General features: G+C 33.7%; 18 protein-coding genes and 1 pseudogene. 15 read left to right on the forward strand and 4 right to left on the reverse strand.

Annotated features, from left to right (window positions below; all coding sequences use genetic code 11):
• Positions 1–79: 79 nt before the first annotated feature.
• The 5 genes from BHY08_RS00620 (at position 80) to BHY08_RS00640 (ending at position 7,893) form a co-directional block, all read left to right on the forward strand.
• Entirely contained in the window at positions 80–1,783 is a 1,704-nt protein-coding gene (locus tag BHY08_RS00620; RefSeq protein ID WP_071456022.1) for an IS1182 family transposase, read from the forward strand.
• A gap of 125 nt (positions 1,784–1,908) precedes the next feature.
• Positions 1,909–4,041, forward strand: a complete 2,133-nt coding sequence (locus BHY08_RS00625) for a coiled-coil domain-containing protein (RefSeq protein WP_071456023.1) — start codon at positions 1,909–1,911, stop codon at positions 4,039–4,041.
• A 322-nt stretch (positions 4,042–4,363) separates the two neighbouring features.
• Positions 4,364–5,515, forward strand: coding sequence for a cation:proton antiporter (locus tag BHY08_RS00630; RefSeq protein ID WP_071456024.1), 1,152 nt, complete (start codon positions 4,364–4,366; stop codon positions 5,513–5,515).
• 126 nt (positions 5,516–5,641) lie between these two features.
• On the forward strand, positions 5,642–6,238 hold the full coding sequence (locus BHY08_RS00635) for a nitroreductase family protein (protein ID WP_071456025.1): 597 nt from the start codon (positions 5,642–5,644) through the stop codon (positions 6,236–6,238).
• A gap of 359 nt (positions 6,239–6,597) precedes the next feature.
• On the forward strand, positions 6,598–7,893 hold the full coding sequence (locus BHY08_RS00640) for a CHAP domain-containing protein (RefSeq protein WP_071456026.1): 1,296 nt from the start codon (positions 6,598–6,600) through the stop codon (positions 7,891–7,893).
• Positions 7,894–8,303: 410 nt separating this feature from the next.
• Here the strand turns inward: BHY08_RS00640 and BHY08_RS00645 are convergent, their stop codons facing one another.
• Both BHY08_RS00645 and BHY08_RS00650 read right to left on the reverse strand, forming a co-directional pair.
• Entirely contained in the window at positions 8,304–8,891 is a 588-nt protein-coding gene (locus BHY08_RS00645) for a histidine phosphatase family protein (RefSeq protein WP_211267921.1), read from the reverse strand.
• A gap of 15 nt (positions 8,892–8,906) precedes the next feature.
• A pseudogene (locus BHY08_RS00650) lies at positions 8,907–9,820 on the reverse strand (RluA family pseudouridine synthase).
• Between the two features lie 169 nt (positions 9,821–9,989).
• On the opposite strand from BHY08_RS00650, the gene BHY08_RS00655 reads away from it, so the two are divergent.
• The 5 genes from BHY08_RS00655 to BHY08_RS00675 all read left to right on the forward strand — a co-directional run bounded on the left by BHY08_RS00655 (position 9,990) and on the right by BHY08_RS00675 (position 17,580).
• The gene (locus BHY08_RS00655; RefSeq protein WP_071456027.1) at positions 9,990–12,146 is read left to right on the forward strand and encodes a PBP1A family penicillin-binding protein; all 2,157 of its coding nucleotides are present in this window, start codon (positions 9,990–9,992) and stop codon (positions 12,144–12,146) included.
• Between the two features lie 68 nt (positions 12,147–12,214).
• Positions 12,215–12,562: a YlbF/YmcA family competence regulator gene (locus BHY08_RS00660; RefSeq protein WP_071456028.1), complete on the forward strand. Its 348-nt coding sequence runs from the start codon at positions 12,215–12,217 to the stop codon at positions 12,560–12,562.
• A 100-nt stretch (positions 12,563–12,662) separates the two neighbouring features.
• On the forward strand, positions 12,663–13,877 hold the full coding sequence (locus BHY08_RS00665; RefSeq protein ID WP_071456029.1) for a metallophosphoesterase family protein: 1,215 nt from the start codon (positions 12,663–12,665) through the stop codon (positions 13,875–13,877).
• Entirely contained in the window at positions 13,874–16,642 is a 2,769-nt protein-coding gene (locus BHY08_RS00670; RefSeq protein WP_071456030.1) for an ATP-binding protein, read from the forward strand. The genes BHY08_RS00665 and BHY08_RS00670 overlap by 4 nt, the downstream gene beginning before the upstream one ends.
• On the forward strand, positions 16,639–17,580 hold the full coding sequence (locus tag BHY08_RS00675; RefSeq protein WP_071456031.1) for a 3'-5' exoribonuclease YhaM family protein: 942 nt from the start codon (positions 16,639–16,641) through the stop codon (positions 17,578–17,580). Before BHY08_RS00670 ends, BHY08_RS00675 begins: the two co-directional genes overlap by 4 nt.
• Before the next feature lie 49 nt (positions 17,581–17,629).
• On the opposite strand, the gene BHY08_RS00680 is transcribed toward BHY08_RS00675, so the two are convergent.
• A complete protein-coding gene (locus BHY08_RS00680) occupies positions 17,630–18,295 on the reverse strand; it encodes a class A sortase (protein WP_071456032.1) in 666 nt (221 codons plus the stop codon).
• 331 nt (positions 18,296–18,626) lie between these two features.
• On the opposite strand from BHY08_RS00680, the gene BHY08_RS00685 reads away from it, so the two are divergent.
• The 5 genes from BHY08_RS00685 to acpS all read left to right on the forward strand — a co-directional run bounded on the left by BHY08_RS00685 (position 18,627) and on the right by acpS (position 24,104).
• Complete coding sequence (locus BHY08_RS00685) at positions 18,627–19,400, forward strand: hypothetical protein (protein ID WP_157093612.1); 774 nt, start codon at positions 18,627–18,629, stop codon at positions 19,398–19,400.
• 93 nt (positions 19,401–19,493) lie between these two features.
• Positions 19,494–20,543: a D-alanine--D-alanine ligase gene (locus BHY08_RS00690; protein WP_071456034.1), complete on the forward strand. Its 1,050-nt coding sequence runs from the start codon at positions 19,494–19,496 to the stop codon at positions 20,541–20,543.
• Between the two features lie 51 nt (positions 20,544–20,594).
• A complete protein-coding gene (locus BHY08_RS00695) occupies positions 20,595–21,968 on the forward strand; it encodes a UDP-N-acetylmuramoyl-tripeptide--D-alanyl-D-alanine ligase (protein WP_071456035.1) in 1,374 nt (457 codons plus the stop codon).
• A gap of 121 nt (positions 21,969–22,089) precedes the next feature.
• Positions 22,090–23,634, forward strand: coding sequence for a degradosome RNA helicase CshA (gene cshA, locus BHY08_RS00700; RefSeq protein ID WP_071456036.1), 1,545 nt, complete (start codon positions 22,090–22,092; stop codon positions 23,632–23,634).
• A gap of 119 nt (positions 23,635–23,753) precedes the next feature.
• Positions 23,754–24,104 (forward strand): holo-ACP synthase, encoded by a 351-nt coding sequence (acpS, locus tag BHY08_RS00705; RefSeq protein WP_071456037.1) that lies wholly within the window; start codon positions 23,754–23,756, stop codon positions 24,102–24,104.
• Positions 24,105–24,133: 29 nt separating this feature from the next.
• On the opposite strand, the gene BHY08_RS00710 is transcribed toward acpS, so the two are convergent.
• Entirely contained in the window at positions 24,134–24,517 is a 384-nt protein-coding gene (locus BHY08_RS00710; protein ID WP_071456038.1) for a hypothetical protein, read from the reverse strand.
• Positions 24,518–24,638: the final 121 nt, after the last annotated feature.

Raw genomic sequence — 24,638 nt, forward strand, 5'->3', positions numbered from 1 at the left:
TTCTTCCTTTTTTGACGTAAAAAATAGCACTATCCTATATAATTAAAGTGACGAAACCAACTAAAAAGGAGTGCTATTTATGTATAAGAATTATAACACGAAACAGGTTACTTTATCACTGAATTTAGATATTTATTTAGAAGAAAATGATATCGCTTTTGCGATTGATGAGTTAGTAGAAAGCATCCCTGTGGATGTGTTCTCAGTTTTTGAGCATCGAATGGGAACTTCGTCTTATCATCCAAAAATGATGTTGAAGCTTATTCTGTGTGGCTACACTCAATCTATTTTTTCAGGCAGAAAGATAGAAGCTATGTCTAAAGATAGCATTCGTGCCATGTGGTTAACGCAATCACAGACACCTAACTTCAGAACAATTAATCGATTCAGAGTGAACCCACTGGTTCAACCGATACTTCAAGAATGTTTTATTCAATTTAGAAATCAGCTTGTTTCTCAACAATTAATTGATGAAGAAGCTATTTTTATTGATGGAACAAAGTTAGAAGCCAACGCAAATAAATATACCTTCGTTTGGAAAAAGAGTACACAACGTTATGAAGAATCTTTGAGAGAAAAGTCAAAGTCCTATTATCAACAACTTGTAGAAGAGCAAATTATTCCATCTATTTGTTCAGAAGATGATGAGTTAAACACAGGAAATTTAAAACAAATCATTGATGAGTTGGAAATGAAAGTAAGTGATTTAAGCACTAAAATTGAAAATACTTCAGATGTTCAAGAGAGAAAAGAACTTCGTTCTGAGCGTAAAGAGCCTAAAAAAGCATTGAAAGCTTTTTCTGACTTTATCTATAGAAAGCAAAAATATAAAGAACAACATGATATTTATAACGGTAGAAATAGCTACTCTAAAACAGATCATGATGCCACTTTTATGAGAATGAAAGATGACCACATGATGAATGGTCAGTTAAAACCTGGATATAACGTTCAAATTGCAACCAATCATCAATACGTTTTAGCATATGAAACATTTTCAAATCCAACGGATTTTAAAACAATGATTTCCTTCTTAGATACTATCAAGAAATCTTATTTTGACTTACCTAAATACATTGTGGCTGACGCAGGTTATGGTAGTGAAGAAAACTATCAAGCAATTTTAGATGATTTTGAAAGAACTCCATTAATTACTTATACAATGTATCAGAAAGAACACACTAAAAAATATAAACAAAATCCATTCATTCCAGATAACTGGATTTATAATGAATTGGCAGATACTTATATTTGCCCGAATAATCGAGAAGTCAAATTTAGAAATTACTCTACTCGAACGGATAAATCTGGATTCAAAAGACAACTTAAAATATATGAATGTGAGTCTTGTTTAAATTGCCCAGTTAGAGCATTATGTACTCGTGCGAAGAGTAGTAAAAATCGAGTGATTCAAAGAAATGGGAATTGGGAATATTTTAAAGCTCACGTAAGAGAGCTTTTGAAAGAGGATGTCACAGGAGAAATATATCGTCAAAGAAAAATAGATGTTGAACCAGCCTTTGGAAATCTGAAGGCTAATTTGGCATTCAATCGATTCTCTGTAAGAGGAAAAGATAAGATTTCACAGGAGCTGGGATTTGCGTTAATGGCACTAAATTTAAGAAAACTGAGAAAAAATAGGAAGGATATTAGTAAGAAATCACGAAAAAACAAGCATTCTGAAATGAGAGGTTTCATTTTGGAATGCTTGTTTTCTGTAAAGAGACTTTTGGGTCAGCCTCTTTTATTTATAAAAACTAAACAAAAGATACAGAAATGTTAGTCTATTATAATAAAACAACTTTACAATTCACATCAGAAAAGGTACTATTAATGCGAGTATCTAATTGAGATAAATGATGGTACACGTTAATATGATAAGCTAAATAGTGGAGGGAGTTTGAAGTTATGCCTTTAGAGGAGTTTGATATAGATGTTCAACTGTATCAAGATGAAACAAAAAAGCCAGATGAACAGAGCGTTATTTTATTACCTGTTCAGAACATAGCAACAAAGAAGAATCAATTATTGTTAAAATGGTCAAATCGTAAAGTGAAATTATCCCAATCAATTATTAGTAAAGCAGTAGAATTATTTTTATCTAGTTGGGAAAACACATTTTCATTGTATCCAATTGAACGTGTTTTTTTAGACTATACAACGCGTGAAAAAGTAGAATTATTGGTAACGTTTGATGCAAGTAGACTGTATTCAAATACTCAAATTAGAAATATTAAAACGAACGCACCTAAATTGTTTAAAACTGCAATGAATGAGGCGTATGACCAATTTGGTATTCTTGAAAACCAAACAGTTAATCAGTTAGGAGCGTCTAATGTTGCGATGGATTATGATAGATATGATGAGATAAGTAATAGTACTCATATAGTTAAGGACAAATCTGTTGCTCAGGACTTATTTATAAGAGAACGTACTGTTCAGGATAGTGAAGATTTACTGGATAAACAACAACGAATCTATGAATTAGAGCAAAAAATTGCAGAAAATTCACAATTAACGAAATCATTTGAAATGGATTTACAAACGACTCAACGCGAATACGAAATGAAAATTTCTCATATCAGTCAAGAAAATGACGCTTTAAAACAAAAAATTATTTCTTATCAGGAAAATGAAATTGATTTCAGACAGCAATTACAATTAAAAAAATCAGAAGTACTTGAGTTGAAAAATAGAGTTAGTGAGCTAACAGTTGAATTAGACCAAGGTATGGAAGCTTGGAAACAAAAACATCAGCAAGCTCAGATTGAAAATGAAGAATTGCGTATGGTAATTACTGAAAATCAACAATTTGAGGAGCAAGTTCAAGAATCTTTACGAGATGCAACGAAAAAATTAAAAGAAAAGGAGTCTGAACTCTCTCAGCTAGAGCAAGAAAGTCAAATAGCTATTAGAGAAGCTCAAATGCAACGAAAGCAACTTATTGCCGAGAAAGAACGATTACAAGAGCAACAAGATAAATTAAATCGATTATTATCTGAAAGACAAACAATGGTTCAACAATTGAGCGATGAGTTACATCAAAAAGAACAAGAAATGAAACGATTAACATTTGAACACCAACAAGCTGTTCAAGAATATCAGCACCAATTTTCTAAAAAAGAAAAAGAGTTTGATGATTTAACTTATTCAAAAAATAAAGAAATTCAACGTTTATCTCAACGTTTAGAAAAACAACAAAATTTAGTGAATCAATTGATGGACTCGCAAGAATCAACTCAGTCTAAGTGGCAAGACAATTATAGTCGATTGGAAAATAATTATAGAGTAGCGGCTAATAGAGTGTTTGACTTAGAAAAAGAACTAGCTAAATTGAAACAATCTAGTTACTCGACAGCATCGATAGCAGATAGAACATTTTCTTCCATATCTTTAGAAAATGATGTTTTACCTGAGATAGAAATACCAACACAACCTGTTTTTGATCGGGTAGACATGGTGGATGATGATAATCTTGACGTACAGAATTCTGATACGTTAGATTTAATTCAATTGGAAGATCCTCTCGATCAAGGTTATCATTATGTAGATGAAGAAGAAGTCACTGTTGAAAATGATGACGAAGATTATGATTATGATTATGATGAAGATTATGATTATGATGAAGATTATAATTATGACGAAGATTATGATTATGATTATGATGAAGAGTATGACGACGACGTTCTAGGTTACGATGAAGAAACAGTAATGGATGATGTCGATACTATTTTAAGTGAAACAGAGGACGAAGAGGGAAAAGAAAAAATTCGTAAAAAAGAATATGTGGCTTTTGAAGAACAACTTGAAGAGCTATCAGATCGCTGGGATGAACTAGCAGATAAAGATAACAAATTTAAAAAATGGGCTGATCCAAAGATGAAAAAATTTGACCGCTTCTATAAAAAACTTGATGATAATGTCAAATCACCTAAACTATTATCTCGTAAGTACGTTATGACTGAAGAAGTGTGGGGAGAAATTCAAGCATATGCTCTTATTAGTCGGCATTTAAAAACTATTTTAGATTATGAATCTTAAATTAAATACCTCTCTATTAAGTTTTTTATTAATGATTAAACCGTAGCTAGTCATCAGATAATATGTAAAGAATCGTGTTAATAGGCATTAATCTATTAACACAATTTTTTTATCTATCAGTCAACTATTATGGATAAGAATTAATATGTTCTATTTCTGTTTTATAATATTACAACTATATTGAGCGAAAAAAGTAAGATGCTTTTTTATAAAAGGGGTTTTTTATGATATCGGCATTAAAAAATACGATAAATCTTTACAAGGGATGAAATAGTTTGATAGATTTATTATTGTAGGTAGAAAAAAGAGTAGGGGATGACATATGGAACTATTATTTACAATTGTATTAATTTTATTTTCAACGAAAGTAGCCGGTCACTTGTCTGTAAAGCTTGGCCAACCAGCAGTTTTAGGAAAATTACTTATTGGGATAGTAATTGGACCAGCAGTTTTAGGTTGGGTAAATGACTCAGCTATTTTTCAAGAGTTTTCAGAAATAGGTGTATTGTTACTGATGTTTCTTGCAGGACTTGAAACAGACGCAGAACAGCTAAAGAAAAACTGGAAACCATCAGTTGCTGTTGCGGTCTTGGGGATTATCGTACCATTTGCAAGTGCATTTGCAATGGGAGAATTATTTGGATTTTCGTTCAATGAAGGAATCTTTTTAGGTGTCCTTTTCTCAGCAACAAGTGTCAGTATTACCGTGCAAGTGTTAAAAGAAATGGGAATGATGCAGACTCGTGAAGCAACCACCATCTTAGGAGCAGCTGTGGTAGATGATATTTTAGTTGTGACACTTTTAGCTTTTGTCATGTCATTTATGGGGGAAGATACATCAAGCGCATCAGTTCCGATGTTACTACTGAAAAAAGTTCTTTTCTTTGTTGTGGCTTTTGTAGTAGGTATTTATATTGTACCTAAGTTCTTGAAATTATTTTCAAGGTTCAAAGTAACAGCACCTGTAACAGCTGCAGCATTAATCGTTGCATTTGGCTTTGCCTATTTTGGTGAAATGTTAGGTATGGCAGGAATTATTGGAACATTTTTAGCTGGTTTATTTATTTCACAAACCTCTTTTCAACATGAAGTTGAGCAAACGGTTGATCCGATTGCAAATGCTTTATTTGTACCATTCTTCTACGTGAGTGTAGGCATAAGTATTTCGTTTGATGGGGTACTAAGCCAAATGGGATTCTTAGTTGCTTGTACAATCGTAGCTATTTTATCTAAACTATTTGGTGGATTCTTAGGGGCTAAGATGACAGGGTTTAATAACCACTCTTCACTTTCTGTTGGTTCAGGTATGGTATCACGAGGTGAAGTAGCACTAATTATTGGTACAACAGGATTAGCTGCAGGGCTACTTTCTCAAGAATATTACACAACAGTGATTATTTCAGTTATTCTGACAACATTGATTGCTCCCCCAATGTTAAAACATTACTTTATGAAATTATATTCAAAAAAATAATTAAACTAAGCAGTCGAAATATTTCGGCTGTTTTTTTCTTATAGCAAGTAAGCATATAATTTTACTTACTTAATGTTAGTTGTTATAGTATAAACATCAAATAAATAAAAAAGGATTGATTAACACATGTCAAATTTTGTAAATTTATTAAAACAACGTCGTTCGATATATGATTTAGGAAAAAATACACCACTAACTAATGATGAAATTGTAGACTTAGTAACAGAGGTAGTGAGAGAGTCACCGACTGCATTTAATTCGCAAACACAACGAGTAGTGTTTTTATTCGATGATGCACATGAAAAATTATGGAGTATGACAGAAGGATTATTAGAACCATTAACTCCTCCAGAAGCATTTGAAAATACAAAAGAAAAATTAAAAAGCTTCGCAAAAGGAAAAGCAACTATTTTATTCTTTGAGGACACAGATATTGTAAAAGGATTGCAAGAACAATTTGCGCTATATGCAGAGAATTTCCCAATTTGGTCAGAACAAGCGAGTGGTCTAACTCAATCAAACGTGTGGACTGCTTTAACTGAAAAAAATATTGGTGCTAATTTGCAACATTATAATCCAATTATTGATGAATCGGTTGCTAAAGAATGGGATACTCCAGCAAATTGGAAATTACGTGCACAATTAGTTATTGGATCGATTGAATCACCAGCCTTAGAAAAAGAATATATGGAAAACAACGATAGATTTAAAGTGTTTAAATAAAAAAGAGAATCATAAAAATTTCTATATTGAACAAAAAAATACATATAGTTTAGGTTTATTATATAGATATCAGCAAAATGAATAAACAACTCCTTAGGTCACTAGCATATTGCTGGTGACTTTTTTTATCATTTGTTCAATTGAGCAAATGCATTAAAAATGAACAATAATATATCGTAAATGGTCTATAAAAATATATTAATCTGATAGAGCGAGTGGAATGAAATGTTTTTGTAACAATTCCTTTATCTATCTGACATATGGCTATGTTAGAATGAATAGGTCGTTAAGAAAAGGGAAATTATTAAAATAGAAATTACTTTATATAAATTTAGATAAGTTCGTTGGAGGAAGAAAAATTGAAGAAAAATATTTTATCAACCATTATGGTTTGCTCAATTGCATTAACAGCTGTTGCTAGTCCAAGTATCGTATTGGCAGATTCTGTTGATGTTCAAATTAAACAACAAGATGAAAAAATTAATGCCTTAAAAGGACAACAAGATAAAGCTCAAGCAGAAATCAATGCATTAGAATCAACCGTAGCTTCTGTTAATGAAAAAGTAGCATCATTAGAAGCAAAACAAACTGAACTAAGTAATGATACTGAGAAATTACAAGAAAAAATTGGTACACTTAAAGTAAGAATTGCAAAACGTGAAAAGTCGATTCAAAAACAAGCAAGAGATGCACAAACAAATGATCAAAGTACTAACTTTGTTAGTGCAGTATTAGAAGCTGATTCATTATCAGATGCTATTAGCCGTGTGCATGCTATGAGCACAATTGTTAATGCTAACAACGATTTAGTTAAACAACAAAAGCAAGATCAAAAATCAGTTGAACAAAGTATTCAAGAAAATGAAGAAAAAATCAACGAAATGGCAGCTACTTATAAAGAGTTACAAAGTCAAAAAGATGCTCTTGCTGCTCAACAAGCTGAGTTAAATGTATTGAAAACAAGTTTAGCTGCTGAACAAGCAACTGCTGAAAGTGATAAAGCTAAATTAAACAAACAAAAAGAAGAAGCAAAAGCTGCTCAAATAAAAGTATTAAAAGCTCAACAAGATTCATCTAAAAAACCAGCTGAAGCAACGGCAGTAAAAGCTGAGAAACCAGCTGAAGATCAAAAAACTGATAACTCATCAGATAATACGGCTACTCCTTCTGAAGCACCAGTACAAGAAAGTAAACCAGTTGAAAAACCAACTACTGATAGTACATCTTCTTCAGGAAACTCGGAGCCAGTTAGTGCACCATCAGGAAGTACTTCGTCTAATGGTGGAGGAGTAGATCATTCAGGCTCAGGTAATATGTATGCTGTTGGTCAATGTACATGGTATGTTAAAAGTGTTGCTCCTTGGGTAGGAACTTATTGGGGTAATGGTGCTCAATGGGGGGCGTCAGCAGCAGCAGATGGTTACACAGTAAACTCAACTCCAGCAACAGGGGCAGTTGTCGTATTCGCTGCAGGTCAATCTGTTGGAGGACAATGGACAGCAGATGGTTCATATGGACATGTTGCTTATGTTGATTCATATAATCCAGCTAACAATACTATTACGATTTCACAAGGTGGTACAGGATTTTCATCACCTACTGGACCAAACACACAAACAATTAGCGCATCTGGTTACACTTATATCCATCGCTAAAAATAAAAGCTCTTTGTCAACTAGTGTTGGTAAGAGCTCGAACGTTAGAATTTAGGATCTAGAAAACATTTGGTTTTCTAGATTTTTTTTGGTGATTTAAAGACAGATTATTTTAAGCAAATTGAATTTATAGTCGTAGCCTAAAATTATAAAAACTTCTCATAACATAGGTATTACGCTTAATCACTTTCCCTGTTTTCTTTGGTTGGAAAAATAATTTGAGTGTATCGCAAATGATTTTTTTAGTTGTCTAGCTTAATTTTACAACCGGCGTTAAACAAAAAAGTAAGAGAATTTCTTCCTTCACTCCACTTAATTCTATTTCATTTTTGAGACTTTTTTATCAATATATTGTCCATCAATACGATTTACTGCACAGCCAATACTTTTAGATCAGCCTTTTTTACTTTTTAAAATTCATGATTGATGGATTCGATAAAAGTGAAAGTATCTTTATCAAATGAAAATTTTAGGATTGAGCAATTTGAAAAACTAATAGTAGAGACTGTTTTAAAATCTAACCAAGCTTGAATAAATAAGTACATAGCTCCACCATGACTAACTGCTAAAATTGTATCAGAGTTATCTTCTTTCATTACTTTAGTTAACGTATCGATCATACGTTTTTGGACATCATCGGCTGATTCACCACCATACGGAACAAAAGCATCACCGTATGATATTTCATTTGGTTTGATTTTAGGGTTTAAACTTTCACTCTCACCTTCAAATAGTCCGAAATGCCATTCTTTTAATCCTTTTAAACGTTTGTAGTTATCGTGTCCAGCAACGATTTCTAACGTGTCACATGCACGTTCCTGCGTTGATGAATAAAAAGCGTCAATCTCGATATGGTTATCTTCAAAGTATCTTTTTGCAATATGAGCTTGTCGAACCCCCTCATCTGTCAAAGGTGAATCACAAAAACCTTGAATTTTTCCAAGTTGATTAAAAAGAGTTTGTCCATGTCGCATTAGATAAAGTGTTTTAGCCAAAATAAACAGTCCTTTCTATTATTTTATTTCATATAAGCTAGGGGTTGCTTGAACAACAATGTCTTCATTAGTAAAAGGATGTACTAAGTGAAGCGATATTGCATGAAGCTGTAGTCTAGGAGAGGTGGATGACGGATTATATAAAGGATCACCAACGATAGGGTGTTGGATGTTCTCTAATTATATAAAGGATCACCAACGATAGGGTGTTGGATGTTCTCTAAATGCACACGAATTTGGTGAGTTCGTCCGGTATCCAGTTTACATTCGATATGAGTTGTATTTTTCAAAACCTCAACTACCGACACATGGGTTCTAGCATGTGCTCCCTTTTTTGTATCAACTACGCGTTTTCGTCTATCGTGACGATGACGTCCGATAGGTTTATCAATAGTAAATTGTTTTTCTTTGATAATCCCACTTACTTCTGCTTCATAATAGCGATTGATTTTCTTTTGTTCTAATAATCTGCCAAGTATAGGCAAAATGATAGGATGTTTTGCAAAAACGATGGCCCCACTTGTTTCTTTATCAAGCCTATGTACAACATAAGGAAGTTGATTTTTTGGAGCTAAATAAGCAGCCAAGTCGTTTAGTAAGGTATCTGACTCTTGCGGTTGATTCGGATGAGTTTTTTGACCGTATGCTTTGTTGACAATGATGAGATGATCATCTTCCCATAAGACATTGACCGAATCTTTATTCCCTAAGGAAATTTCGGGCTTTGTATAATCACTATCTTCGAAAATCATCGTCACTGTATCACCGGCTATTACTGTTTCATGGAACATGACAGGTTGGTTATTTTTTAACACATTTTTTCGTGTTCTTAAAAAATGTCGGACTTTCCTAGGGATGAGCCAATCGTTTTCTAATAGGTCACGAATCGTTTTTTCATGTGTTCCTTCTGGTAAAGTGATAGACAGCTGCATAAGTAGACTCCTTTTTCTAATTTAAACGTTTTTTAAAAAATATCACGTAGTAATTTAATGTTTGTTTGGTATTTTTAATAGACTTATGAAGATAAGTCTTTAGACGTATCAGTTATTTATGATAATATGATACACTAAATACATAAAATTTAATAGAAAGGACATTATCATGGAACAAGTTAAGAAGTATTTAGAAGTGATAAAATCCTGGCTAATCAGGTTTGGTGCATGGTTAAAACCTCATTGGCAAACATTTCGAGTACATCAAAAAAGAATATGGAAGAAATACCATATCAATAAAATAATTTTATTAACAGCTTTAACAGTTGTCTTAGTCACAAGCATTTATCTGTTTTATTTAGCTAAGAGTATGAATGTTTCTGGGTTAAAAGCAGGATTGGAACAATCCACGACGATTTATGATAAAGACGGTGATGAAGCAGGTAAGCTTCGAAAAAATGGCGGAACGTTTGTAACGTTAGATAACATCTCACCGTATGTGGTAGATGCCTTGATTTCTACAGAGGACCGCCGCTTTTATCAGCATAAAGGATACGATGTGAAAGGGATTCTAAGAGCCGCAGCTAGAAAAGTGATTAGAAGAAATAATAGCGGTGGTGGTGGGAGTACTATCACACAGCAGTTAGCAAAAAATGCCTTTTTAGACCAACAACAAACATATACGCGTAAAGCAAAAGAACTCTTTTTAGCAATAGAGTTGGAAAAAGAGTATTCAAAAGATGAAATTTTAGAAATGTACTTAAACAAATCGTACTTTGGTAGTGGGGTTTGGGGAATTCAAGATGCATCAAAAAAATATTTTGGTAAAGATGCTAAAGATTTAACAATTGATGAAGCAGCTGTACTTGTCGGTGTGTTGAAAGGTCCTAGTTTATACAATCCGATTGATCATATGGATTATGCAGTCAATCGCCGTAACACAGTGCTATCTGTGATGGTTGATAATGGAAAATTAGATAAGGCTACGGCAGATGGTTTGATGAAAGAACCGATTTATTTAACGGATACCTATGTACCCGATAAGGAATCATATAAATATCCTTATTACTTTGACGCGGTCATTTCTGAAGCGACTGATAAAACAGGCTTAACAGATGCGGAAATTTCGAATGGCGGTTACAAAATATATACAGCTTTAGATCAAGTGTATCAACAAGGCATGGACAAAACGTTTGCAGATGATAGTTTGTTTCCTCCTGCAGCGTCAGACGGTGCCATTGTAGAAGGAACGTCTGTGGCGATTAACCCTAGCTCTGGTGGTGTGATGGGGATTATTGGAGGACGTGGTGAGTACACGTATCGTGGCTGGAATCGTGCGACTGATTCAAAATTATCGCCAGGGTCTACGATGAAACCTCTATCTGTTTATACGCCAGCTTTAGAAGCAGGATACAAACCAGATGATATGTTAAAAGATGAAGAGTTATCTTATTATGATGTGCATAACTTCTCTCGCACATATAGTGGTGAAACATCTATGACGAATGCCTTGATACATAGTTTAAATGCTCCAGCAGTTTGGTTAATGCATGAGATCGGCATTGATAGAGGATATAAAAAAGTTGAACAGTTTGGTATTAAGCTAGACCAAGAAGATAAGTATTATGGACTTGCGTTAGGTGGGCTAACAAAAGGAGCTAGACCAATCGACATGGCAAGTGCATATACGGTATTTGCTAACGAGGGAGTTAGAAAAGAAACACATTTTATTACAAAAATTGAAGACTCACATGGTGTGATTATATATGAGAATCAAAAACCAAAATCAACACGTGTGACAACACCTGAAGTGGCTGAAGAGATGACAAGTATGCTTCAAGGTGTATATAGTTCAGGAACAGGAGCCGCTGCTCAGCCGTACGGTTATCAAATAGCCGGTAAAACAGGAACGACTGAAAATATAAATGCAGATGGTATGTCAAAAGATCAGTGGATGATTGGGTACACACCAGATGTGGTGGTAGCTACGTGGATTGGTTTTGATAAGAGTGGACCAGATCATTATTTACCAGGTAATGATAGTAGTTACATTTCAAATGTGTTTAGAACAGAGATGCAAAGTATACTGGGAGCCTCACCCAACACGCCGTTTCCAGTAAAAGACGCCACACAAACTGAAGAATATATTGGTAGCCAAGAAAATAACACGACGACTAATGGAAAACTAGACGGAATTGGTGATACATTAAATGATGTGGGTGGAAAAATCAAACAAGGTGCAGACACAGTAGGAGAAGGTATCAAAAAAGGTTTAGATAAAGTTGGCGAAGCTTGGCAAGGTATTTGGGACAGAGTAACCCAATAAGAGTAGGTTTTTTTAGCGAAACATGTTACAATATTAAGAGAATAAATTTCTATTAAAGGAGCATACATATGTCAAATAATATTTATGATAGTGCCAATCAAATCGAACGCGAAATTCGTCAAATGGATGAATTTTTAGCTTTAAGTAGTGCTTTTGATGCAGTAAAAGCTAATCAAGAAGCATTTGAATTATTTAAAGCATTCCAAGAACTACAAATGACCTTACAACAAAAACAAATGCAAGGTGAAGAATTTTCTGACGAGGATGCTCAAAAAGCACAAGAAATGGCAGAAAAAGTTCAAGGTGAAGCATTAATCCAAGATTTAATGCAAAAAGAACAAGCTTTTAGCATGATTGTTAATGACTTAAACCGCATCATTATGCAACCAGTTCAAGATTTATATACGTTAGATTAATCGACACAATGATGGGTGGTTAAGCAAGTGCTTAACCGCCTATATTTTTTATAGAACTTATTTTCTTTAATATGTGATGATAGTAAAAGGAGTGTGGCGCATGAAATTTATTCATATGGCAGATTTACATATAGATCAACCTTTTTCTGGGATTACTACAGAAGATGTAGCGTTCCAAAAAGAGATACAACAAATAAATTATAAGGTGTTTGAAGCAATTATTGATTTGTGTATTAAAAGTTCAGTCGATTTTTTATTAGTGGTAGGTGATACGTTTCATCAAGCAACATCATCAATCTATACACAAAAATTTATTATAGATCAGTTTAAAAAATTAGAAGAGCATCACATTACAGTGGTGATGTCTTTTGGCAATCATGATTACTATACTAAGAGTCGTTACTGGTTTGACTGGCCAGAAAATGTCGTACTTTTTGACAAAGAAGAAGTAACGACAAAAGTACTGACTTTAAAGAACGGTCAAAGTGTTTCGATTAGTGGGTTTTCTTATGAACATCAGTGGATTACTGACCAAAAGGCGTTGGAATTTCCTGAAAGAAGTACTGAAACGGATTATCATATTGGTTTTTATCATGGCGAAATTGGACAAGAAGGTAAGTACGCACCGTTTTCTTTATCACAATTAAAATCAACATATGATTATTGGGGATTGGGGCATATTCATAAGAGTGAAGAATTAATGGAAAAACCATTAACAATTTATCCTGGAACACCTCAAGGACATACAAGAAAAGAACGAGACACTAAAGGTGTTAGTTTTGTTGAAGTGAGTGGATCAAGTGTTTCTCAACGTTTTATTGATGTGAGTAAAGCAACATGGGTACAACAAGATATCTCATTAAAAGAAACAACAAGAGTAGAACAATTAGCAAAAATAGAAAAAGAAATTATAGCAGCTAGATACATGAAAGAAGTCACGTTATTAGTTGTGAAGCTAAGCCCATCATCAGAAGAAGGCATTAGTGAATTATTATTACACAAAGAAGAAATACTAAGCTACTTACAACGTCAACTACTACGCAAAACATCGTATTATATTTGGTTAGTAGATATTGTGATTGAACCAATTAAATCAAATCAATTAATTATGGGCTTTGAAGCGAGTTTAATTGATGATTTGTCTCAGCATTTTCTACAACGAAATGAGTTTTTCTCAGTCGCTAAGGACATTACCCAACAGCCAATTGTGGGGACTAATATAATATTTGATGAAGAAGACATTCAGCGGATTGTTGAAGAAAGTAGTCAGTTAGTAAAAGATAAAATGATTTTTAAAAATGGAGTAGGCCAATGAAAATAAGACGATTATATATAAATGGGTTTGGAAAATTTAATAATCAAGTCTTCAATCTTAAGGAAGATAATCAGCTCATTTTTGGTGACAATGAATCTGGAAAATCTACGCTTTATCATTTCATTCGCACGATTTTATTTGGGTTTCCTAAGAAAAGAGACATGGTACGTGATTTCACTCCAGTAGAAGGTGCAACGTATGGTGGTCATATTATTGTGGATCATCCTATTCATGGAGAGTTATATATCGAACGTTTCAAAGAAAAGAATAAAGGTCAAGCATATGTTAGATTAGAGGATGGTCGAGTAGGTGATGAGCACTTATTGATGTCGTTGATAACGCCACTAACGAAAGAAGTATTTGATGAAGTATTTAGTTTTCAACAAGAACAACTGATTGATCTAAATGAGTTGAATGAAGTGAGATTACAGCGTTTGCTCCTAACGGTTGGCTTGACAGGCAGTGAAAGGCTGACAGCTATTTCAAATGATTTTTTAAAGGATAGACAACAAATTTATAAGCCATCAGGTAGAATTCCTTTATTAAATCAACAATTGAAAGAATTTAATCGCTTAGAACAAAGCATTAGATTGGTTGAGGAACAGGAAAATACTTATCGTGCTAAATGGAATCGACGACTTGAGTTAGAAAAACTATTAGAAAAAGAGAAAAAAGAGCTTGAAGATAGTATGTCTCTTGAAAAAACATTACTGGAGCAACAAAAATATTTCCCACTTTATACTGAATGGCAGACGCTAAATCAAGAAACAGGTGGAAGTAGCACAGAACAAGCACCAAAAACGACAGTTAAAAGTGTGTCTGAAGCGTTGCAAGAATATAAATTCTTAACGAAAAAAGAAACGGAATTATTAGAAAATCAAAGTGATATCATTAAAGACATCACGCCAGCTGTTCAATTTTATCTTGAAAATCAAGAATTATTTGACCAATTGTTAGATGATCAATTAAGTGTTCAATCTATCAGTGAGCGTCAAGAAGTGTTGCAACAACAGTTGGATGCTTACACATCTAGTAAAAAAGAGTTGTACGATAAGTATCGTTTGTCAAATGCCTTACTTGATGTGGTGATTGAAGATAAAGAAGAAGAGTCGTTAAAAGAGCTAGCTGAAGCAGAGGAAGAGTTACTTAGAAAACAAGTCATTTTATCTAATGAAAAAAGTCGCTTGTCAATTAGACAACGAAATCTAGATAAAGAATTATCTAAATCAGAAAATCAGTTATCTATTCCATCAATGAGTCACTCAGAAGATGGTGAGATAGATGAGGCACCATTCTTTGATTCATTTACAATCAAAATGTTTTCTGGTTTGTCACTTGCGATTGCAGTCATGATGTTATTGTTGGCCATTGTTTTAGGATTGTCATGGTTGTACGTTATTGTAGCGGCATTTGTCGGTTTAGGTGTGTTTGGGTTTATTAAAGCAAATAAAGTACCCAAATATCATCCTGTAACACCTGAAGAAGCGAAGTCTATATATAAACAGCAACTAAATGAAGCCGATCAATTGGCTGATGAGTTAAATGATTTAGAAAAAAACTTAGCAATTTTCAATGAACAAGAAGCGTTAGTAAATAAACAAAAAGAACAATGGGTGACAGCTTATGGTTTCCCTATGGATGAAACAGTATCAATGTGGTTAACGACTTTACCAGTTTTTAGTCAATTACGCGATATCCAAAAAAATGAGCAAGAGATGACATTACAACTTGCAACAATTGATAAAGCCATTACGTCATATAAAGAGTCTCTTTCATTTGCCAAAGATTGGATTCCTTTAGAAGGTAAAAACATACGTGAGAGCTTTAAAGAAGTTAAACAATTTGCTGATACACAAAAAGAAGCCATCAACCGTTTGGAAGGTAGCGAAACAAATAATATCCAAAGTGAATTAGCTTCTATTAGACATCAAAAATCAGCTTGCCAAACATTGATTAATGAATTAACCAATCAGCATGAATCAACACCAATTGATGTAGCAAAAGAATGGTTAAATCGTCAAGAACAGTTAGGTCAAAATGCTAATCGTATTGATGAGTTAGAACGTCAATTAGAAAATGTGTTTGATTTGTCTAAGAATTATAACTTATTGTCAATTAATAAAAGTTTAATGAAATTAAAAGCGGAACAAGATGAGCATAAAGATCAAGAAAAGGCTTATCAAACCGAGTGGCAACAGATTGATTATGATATGAAACAAATGGAAAAAAATGGGTCATTGGATGATTTACGCCAAGAGAGAGCAACTCAATTATCTAAGATTGAAGAAATGACGGAACAATGGTTAACGCTACGTTTTTCTGAAGAATTAGTGCAACGATTATTCCAATATTTATCAGATCAACAGCTTCCAACGCTTTTAGGTACTGTCACAGGTTACTTCAATTTACTAACTAATAAAACGTATCACAAAGTTCTAGTTGAAGATGGTCAACTAATTATTGTAGACAATCATCAAAGGCAGTGGAAAATCGACCAATTATCAACAGGGACAAAAGACCAGTTGTATATGGCCTTTCGTTTAGCCTTTATTCACTTGCATAGTGAAGATTATGGCTCACCGATTATTATTGATGATGGTTGGTTGCACTTTGATGACACACGTAAAGTAACACTGTTTAAGTTATTAGATATGTTAGGTAAAGATAACCAAGTAATCTGTTTAACGTCTGATACAACCATGAGGGATTATTTTGAAACAAAAGATAAGTCTGTATTGGTTATTGGAAAGGAAGAAACAGCATGAAAAAATTGAGAGATTTAGTAGTAGATGAAACGTTTGAAACATTTGTTTTGCTCAAAACAGCAGATGTTCGAGTCGCTAGAAATGGTAAAAAGTTTATCGCGTTTACTTTTCAAGATAACTCAGGCACAATAGATGGCAAGTATTGGGGTGCGTCAGATGAAGACATTGCGACATTTACTACAGGAAATGTTGTGTTGTTAAACGGAAAGCGTGAACTTTATCAAAATATGCCACAAGTGAAAATTATGCATCTTCGTTTGGCTAAAGAAGGTGAGCCAACAGATCCATCATTATACATGGAAAAAGCACCGATTGATATTGATGAGATGAAGCAAGAATTCAATGATTATTTGTTAGATATTACGCAAGCAAAATGGCATCGAATTGTCCGTCATATTTTTAGTAAATATCAAAAAGAATTCTTTGATTATCCGGCTGCAAAACGTAATCATCATGCGTTTGCCGGAGGTCTTGCTTTTCATACATTAACGATGTTACGATTGGCAAAATCAGTGGCAAATGAATACTCTGAGTTGAATCCATCTTTATTATATGCAGGGGTGATGTTGCATGATTTAGGGAAAGTCCATGAACTGTCAGGGCCAGTTGCAACAGAGTATACATTAGCTGGTAATTTATTGGGACATATTGTCTTGATTGATGAGGAAATTACAACAGCATGTATTGAATTAAACATACCTGAATTAGATGAGGAAGTATTAGTTTTAAAACATGTGGTATTAGCTCATCATGGTCTGTTAGAATATGGTTCTCCTGTTAGACCGAAAATTATGGAAGCAGAAGTCCTACATCATTTAGATAATCTAGATGCGTCAATTCAGATGATGCTAGGTTCTTTAAAACAAATTAATCCAGGTGAGTATACTGAGCGTATTTTTGGATTAGATAATCGTAACTTTTACTTGCCAAATATATAAAAAACTTTTCAGCGTGGTTAGTTCTACGCTGAAAAGTTTTTATTTTGTCTTAATAATAATTATTTTGAGCTAATTCAAAGGCATCATGCATATCTTTAGGTGCCTTTTTACCATTAACTTTCTTAACTAGCTCACCTTGTAAAATGAGGCGGTGCTCACCTGAAGTATCACATGTGACTAATGTGACTTGTCGTTTTCCCGGAACGTCTTCGATGACGTCAACACGAGTTGGTTCAACGTACTCTTTCGTTGTGACTTTATATTCGTAAATATATTCTAAGTCGGTTAAATAAATAGAGGATCCTAATTCTACTCGAACTAGTGGTGCGAATAAAAGGGTTGGATCATACATATAATGACTTGCTAGAGCATAATTTCCATTACCCATTGTTTGGTCAGGTTTCATTGTTCCGGCACCGACTGAAATGACGTAATTAGACACACCTTTTAAAATTGGTAAATTTAAATCCACGCTAGGGATAGCGATTCCGCCAATAACATCTCCTACATCACGGCCACGAGACTTTGTTACCGTGTTAAAGTCTAAAGACTCAACTTGGTCAAAATCAAATGTTGCATCTTTCTTTTCATTTTTGACGACATCTTCTCGTGTAATTTTATTAACTTTATATTGAGCAGTATTTTCTTTTACTAAAAAGTTTTTAATTTGGTTATTAAAAATTAATGCAACGCCTAAAAGAAATAGAATCACCATAATGAGATTAAAAAAGAAGTTTTTAATTTTTTGTCCTATTGTTTTTTGAGATTTTTTATGTTTGGTTGATCGTCTATTTTGTGTCGTGTCTTGTTTTTTAGATATAAGAGTAGCCTCCTTTTTTTATAATTCTAACAATTATCATACCATAATTAATAAAAAAATAAAGAAAGGAAGATTATAAAATGTTACATTATTATGTCGTTTTTCAAAAAAAAGAAGTGCTTTTTGTAACCTAAACGTAATTAAACTACAGGTGGTTATCTGTTCATTTTGTTGTAGGAAAATGGTATAGTTATATTAGTGAAATAGACAAGTAAAAGAAAGTTAGGTGAAAGTGTTGCGACAAAATATATATGTTCATTTAGATGGCATTAGTAACTCTGTTTTAACAAAAGGACTAGGTCATCAGGACTTTGATCGTTATACTGTTCATCGCCCTAAAAATTTGTTGTTGCTTGGTGCTAGTGAAATTGAAGGGGAGTATGAAGCACATACAGGTTTTAGGGTCATTCGTGGACAAGAACAAGTGGATCGTTATTTTAGTAATCTAAATTATAATAATCGTCAGGAAATAAAGTGGCTTGATTTTGAGGAATATGATACTTTAAAGCGATTAACAGCTAATGAAATTGCGGAAATATTGTATTTATCTCATATGAAAATGCAATTGCGTTCGCCGTTTTTTTATAAATTGCAGAATAATTATGCATTCTTCGAAACAGAGCAAGAGGTTATGAAAGTATATTATCGAAATATTGATGAGTTTTATCAATCGTTAGCTAAGAAAATTACGGACAAGGTATTGTATCAATTGAATGCCAACCGGTCGATATTTTCAAAACGATGTACAACTATTAATCCTCTACCATATGATATAGTAAAAGAACTAAAAAGCCTTATGCAAGAAGGCACGGTATTTGAGTTTTCTCAGGTTGGTCTAGATGAGGGTGAGTATAGAATTCCAGTACATGTTGTTGAAGATAATTTACGAAAAATCGAGAGCAATCAATTGTTTATGGAAGAAAAAGTAGGTGTGCTAACTTATAAACATCAAAAGATGGCGTGGCATTTTACTCACATAAAGAACCCAATAGTATTTTAGTTGGATTTTTTATATAACAGATGAAAAATAAGGAATAGAATTTTATTACATTCTAGAGTATAATTAAATCCTAGCAAATTGAGGAGGACGACCATGAAGATTTTTTTAGTATATGGTGGAAAAAGTGCTGAACATGATGTCTCAATACTGTCAGCATTTTCAATTTTACAAGCGATTTATTACAACTATTACTCTGTGCAATTAGTATATATTACTCAGGATGGTAACTGGTTAAAAGGACGCATTTATAATGAAGCGCCTTTAAATGAAGATGATTTACGTTTAACGATTGCTAATGCACAACCGATTTTGCCAAGTGATTTAAAAGAGGGGAATGCTGTGATATTCCCAGTACTCCATGGACCAAATGGAGAAGATGGAACTATTCAAGGATTATTTGAAGTTCTTAATATGCCTTATGTAGGAGCAGGTGTGTTAGCTAGCGCGTGTGCGATGGATAAAATCATCGGTAAGCAATTATTCCAACAAGTAGGTATTCCGCAGTTACCGTATGTGGCTGTAACAAAAAATGGTTATAAAGACCATCAAGGAGAGATTTTAGCCGAATGTGAAGGCAGTTTGATTTATCCAATGTTTGTTAAGCCAGCTAATATGGGGTCAAGTGTTGGAATTAGTAAAGCAGAATCTCGAGATGAATTAATTCAAGCAATAGATGAAGCGTTTCGTTTTGATCGTCGTGTCATTGTCGAACAAGGAATCGAAGCTCGTGAATTAGAGATAGCGGTTCTTGGTAACGATGAAATCCGAACAACTTTAGCTGGAGAAATCGTTAAAGATGTTGCTTTTTACACGTATGAGTCAAAATACTTGGATAATAAAGTGGAGTTACAAATTCCAGCTGATATATCAGGTGAGTTGCAAGAAACATTGCAATACTATGCTAGAAAAGCATACCAAACATTAGACGGCAGTGGGCTAAGTCGTTGTGACTTTTTCTTAACAGCTAACAATGAAGTCTTTTTAAATGAAGTGAATACAATGCCAGGATTCACACCATTTAGTATGTATCCTTTGTTATGGCAAAATATGGGCTTAAATTATGGCGATTTATTAGAGGAATTAATCCAACTAGCTAAATTACGTTTTGAAAAAAAACAACAAATTGAAGTTGAACAGTTGTAAAGTTGGACACATGTTCAACTTTTTTTGTTGATGATAGAAAGAAGGAAGACCATGAATTTATCAGTACGTGAGATTGTTGCAGCGGTTAATGGGGTAAATCATGCAATACAACATGAGGACCAATGTGTTGAGTCGGTAGAATTTGATACTAGAAAAGTGATTGAAAATAGTTTGTTTGTTCCTCTTAAAGGAGCAAGAGATGGTCATGATTTTATTCCACAAGCCATTGAAAGTGGTGCGTTTTTAGTATTATCAGAAAGAGAATTGTCAGAGGGTGTATCCTACATCAAAGTGGAAGATACATTAGTGGCGTTACAAAAATTAGCTCAATACTTTTTAGAAAAAGTTCATCCAAAGGTAATCGGTATAACAGGAAGTAATGGAAAAACGACAACAAAAGATATGACAGAAGCAGTATTGTCGCAACACTATAAAACATATAAAACACAAGGAAATTATAATAATCATATTGGCTTGCCTTACACGATTTTATCGATGCCAGAAGACACAGAAATGCTTGTTTTAGAGATGGGAATGGACCATAAAGGTGAAATCGAAGTGCTATCTAATATCTCAAAACCAGATATCGCTGCGATTACATTGATTGGCGAATCTCATATTGAGTATTTAGGTTCTAGAGCTGGTATTGCGGAAGCAAAAATGGAGATTACGGCAGGACTTAAAGAGGATGGCGTTTTGATTATCCCAAATGATGAGCCATTGTTAAAACGAATGATTATCGATATACCACAAACGGTTGACACTTTTGGTATTGGAACAGAAGCGACTTTATCTGCATCTATCCTCTCAGAAACGAAAGTTGACACACAGTTTGAAACCAATCTATTTGAAGGAGAGGTATTTTCAATTCCTGTTTTAGGTGGATATAACGTAAAAAATGCTTTAATTGCATTATTGATTGGCCACTTTTTCAATGTGCCAGTTTCAAAAATGAAAAATGGGCTGGCAACATTTGATTTAACTAAAAACAGAACAGAGTGGTTAAAAACAAATGACGGCATTGATATTTTAAGTGACGTGTATAATGCTAATCCAACTGCAATGAAATTAGTATTGGATACATTTTCAGCTTTGAAATTAGAAGGTAGAAAATTCATTGTATTAGGAGATATGTTAGAGTTGGGTGAGCTTTCAAATCAAATGCATGAAAGTGTCGCAGAACATATTTCCCCTAAAAAAATTGATCAAGTATATTTGTATGGTGAACAAATGGAATCACTTTACAATTTGTTACATGAGAGAATGCCACAAGGGTCTATTCATTTTTACCGAAAAACAGAAAAAAAAGAAATGATGACACATTTATCGGAAAAAATGCAGCCAAAAGATACTGTTTTTCTGAAAGCAAGCAATGGAATGGGACTGAGTGAAGTGGTAGAATTTTTATTAAAAAGTCACGAATAGACAAGGTTTTATTGTTAATTATTGGATAATATGATAGTATTATACGAATGCCTATTTTCATTTTTTTTCATTATATAAAAAGAAAAGCAGTCGATATAGCAACAAACTAGGAGGATATCATTTGAAATTTAGTGAATTACAGTTAGAAAAAAGCTTATTACAAGCAATCGAAAATATTGGGTTTGAAGAAGCAACGCCCGTACAAAGTGCCACAATTCCATTAGCTTTAGAAGGAAAAGACGTTATTGGTCAAGCACAGACAGGTACTGGTAAAACAGCCGCTTTTGGGTTACCGATGTTAAATAAAATTGACCCTAATAGACCTGAGTTACAAGGATTAGTTATTGCACCAACACGTGAATTAGCTATTCAAACACAAGAAGAATTATACCGTTTAGGTAAAGAGAAAAAAATTAAAGTTCAATCAGTTTATGGTGGAGCAGATATTGGTCGACAAATTCGTGCGTTAAAAAACAAACCACATATTGTTGTGGGAACTCCTGGCCGTTTATTAGACCATATTAACCGTCGTACGTTGAAACTAGATACAGTGGAAACACTTGTATTAGATGAAGCTGATGAAATGTTAAATATGGGATTCTTAGATGATATCGAAGCCATCATCTCAAAAGTTCCAGCAGAACGCCAAACATTATTATTCTCAGCAACAATGCCAGATTCAATCAAACGTATTGGGGTTAAATTCATGCAAGACCCTGAACATGTTCGTATCAAAGCAAAAGAAATGACAGCTAACCTAATTGATCAATATTACGTTCGTTGTAAAGAATTTGAGAAATTTGATATTATGACTCGTTTGTTTGATGTACAATCACCTGAGTTGACAATTGTTTTTGGTCGTACAAAACGTCGCGTCGACGAATTGGCTCGTGGACTTGAAATGCGTGGTTATAAAGCAGAAGGTATCCATGGAGACTTACCACAGCACAAACGTATGAGTATTTTAAAGGCCTTTAAAAATGGCGAATTAGATATCTTAGTTGCAACAGACGTGGCAGCTCGTGGATTAGATATTTCTGGTGTGAGTCATGTTTACAACTATGATATTCCACAAGATCCAGAAAGTTATGTTCACCGTATCGGTCGTACAGGTCGTGCTGGTAAAGAAGGTATGTCAGTAACATTTGTTACACCTAATGAAATGGGTTATCTACATGTCATTGAAGACTTAACGAAAAAACGTATGACACCACTTCGTCCACCTTCTAAAAAAGAAGCAGTAGAAGGACAAATTGGTGCAGCGATTACTGAAATTAAAGATTTATTAGCAGCTAATGGTTTAGAAAAATATCAATTAGCAGCAAGTGATTTATTAGAAGACTACACAGCAGAAGATTTAGTGGCGTTGTTAATTAAACAAATTTCTAAAGATGATGCAGCTGAAGTCCCTGTAAAAATTACACCAGAACGCCCATTACCAAACCGTCGTGGTAATAATAAAAATGGTGGTCGTGGTAAAGGTGGTAACTATAGCCGTCGTAACAATAATAAAGGTGGCGGACGCGGAAAAGAGCAATATAACAAGAAAAAACGCTATAACAATTCTGATGCACCTAAAAAAAATAATAACAACAAATCAAACAACAAACCATCACAGAAAAAAGATGGTGGCCGTGGATTTGTTATTCGTAACAACGATAAATAATAGTTATACCAATCTAATAAGATTAGATTGGTATTTTTTATTTGTAATAAAATGATTCTATTCGCTTTTTTGTTTTAATGTCGTTATAATAACATTATCATCGAAAAGGAGCACCAATTATGATTATAGGAATTGGTATAGATGCTGTAGAGCTCTATCGCATAGAAGATATTATAAAGAATAATCCAAAATTTATTTCTCGTGTGCTAACGTCTCATGAGTTGGAAATATTTGAAACGTTAAAAATAAAGAGACAAACAGAATTTCTAGGGGGGCGTTTTGCGTGTAAAGAAGCTTTCTCAAAAGCGTATGGGACAGGAATTGGAAAAGTAGGATTTCAAGATATTGAGGTGTTATCAGAAGAAAGTGGTCGACCAATAGTGTATCAGTCTATATTTGAAGGGAAGGTTCATGTGTCCATTACTCATACAGACAAAGTAGCCTTTGCTCAGATTATTTTAGAAAAATAAAATAAACGAAACAACTGTTGTCGTTTCGTTTATTTACTAATTGATAAATTTTGAGAATGATTAGGGTGGATGATGGATATTTTCCTTATATAGTTAGCTGAAATCATACGGATTTCATTCGATTTTTGTAATTTAATGACTAAGGCATTGCGATTAATCGCATGTTGATAAATTCTGCCAACAAGTGTTTCATAACTAGCTTGTGATGGCTCTTGATATTGAAGAACCACCAGACTCTTTTGAAGTATGGCTTTACTGATTTGTTGCTGGATAAGAGCTAAATGCTTTTCCTTTTCTGACTCATCATCTAAAAAAGAAGAAATAAATCTCTGTGATGAACGGGAGATAAAACGAGTAAACTTTTTGACATGATTTTCTTTATTAGGCTTTGTAGACGGTTGCTTTTTTATCATCAGTCATTCTCCTTTTAAGTCTTTCTTTCTTTTATTATACGGAGCAGAGATAGGTTAGTCAAACAAATAATAGTAGTGAAAACAATGGAATATTTGTGAAAAAACGTGAAAAGGTGGTGAA

The organism is Vagococcus teuberi, assembly GCF_001870205.1.
GTDB classification, from domain to species: domain Bacteria; phylum Bacillota; class Bacilli; order Lactobacillales; family Vagococcaceae; genus Vagococcus; species Vagococcus teuberi.

Excerpts from the sequence above, each read along its gene's own strand:
- acpS (WP_071456037.1), top strand. The coding sequence starts at position 23,754 with ATGATTATAGGAATTGGTATAGATGCTGTAGAGCTCTATCGCATAGAA.
- BHY08_RS00670 (WP_071456030.1), top strand. The coding sequence starts at position 13,874 with ATGAAAATAAGACGATTATATATAAATGGGTTTGGAAAATTTAATAAT.
- BHY08_RS00620 (WP_071456022.1), top strand. The coding sequence starts at position 80 with ATGTATAAGAATTATAACACGAAACAGGTTACTTTATCACTGAATTTA.
- BHY08_RS00675 (WP_071456031.1), top strand. The coding sequence starts at position 16,639 with ATGAAAAAATTGAGAGATTTAGTAGTAGATGAAACGTTTGAAACATTT.
- BHY08_RS00655 (WP_071456027.1), top strand. The coding sequence starts at position 9,990 with ATGGAACAAGTTAAGAAGTATTTAGAAGTGATAAAATCCTGGCTAATC.
- BHY08_RS00630 (WP_071456024.1), top strand. The coding sequence starts at position 4,364 with ATGGAACTATTATTTACAATTGTATTAATTTTATTTTCAACGAAAGTA.
- BHY08_RS00665 (WP_071456029.1), top strand. The coding sequence starts at position 12,663 with ATGAAATTTATTCATATGGCAGATTTACATATAGATCAACCTTTTTCT.
- BHY08_RS00690 (WP_071456034.1), top strand. The coding sequence starts at position 19,494 with ATGAAGATTTTTTTAGTATATGGTGGAAAAAGTGCTGAACATGATGTC.
- BHY08_RS00660 (WP_071456028.1), top strand. The coding sequence starts at position 12,215 with ATGTCAAATAATATTTATGATAGTGCCAATCAAATCGAACGCGAAATT.
- BHY08_RS00710 (WP_071456038.1), bottom strand. The coding sequence starts at position 24,517 with ATGATAAAAAAGCAACCGTCTACAAAGCCTAATAAAGAAAATCATGTC.
- BHY08_RS00695 (WP_071456035.1), top strand. The coding sequence starts at position 20,595 with ATGAATTTATCAGTACGTGAGATTGTTGCAGCGGTTAATGGGGTAAAT.
- BHY08_RS00635 (WP_071456025.1), top strand. The coding sequence starts at position 5,642 with ATGTCAAATTTTGTAAATTTATTAAAACAACGTCGTTCGATATATGAT.
- BHY08_RS00625 (WP_071456023.1), top strand. The coding sequence starts at position 1,909 with ATGCCTTTAGAGGAGTTTGATATAGATGTTCAACTGTATCAAGATGAA.
- BHY08_RS00680 (WP_071456032.1), bottom strand. The coding sequence starts at position 18,295 with ATGGTGATTCTATTTCTTTTAGGCGTTGCATTAATTTTTAATAACCAA.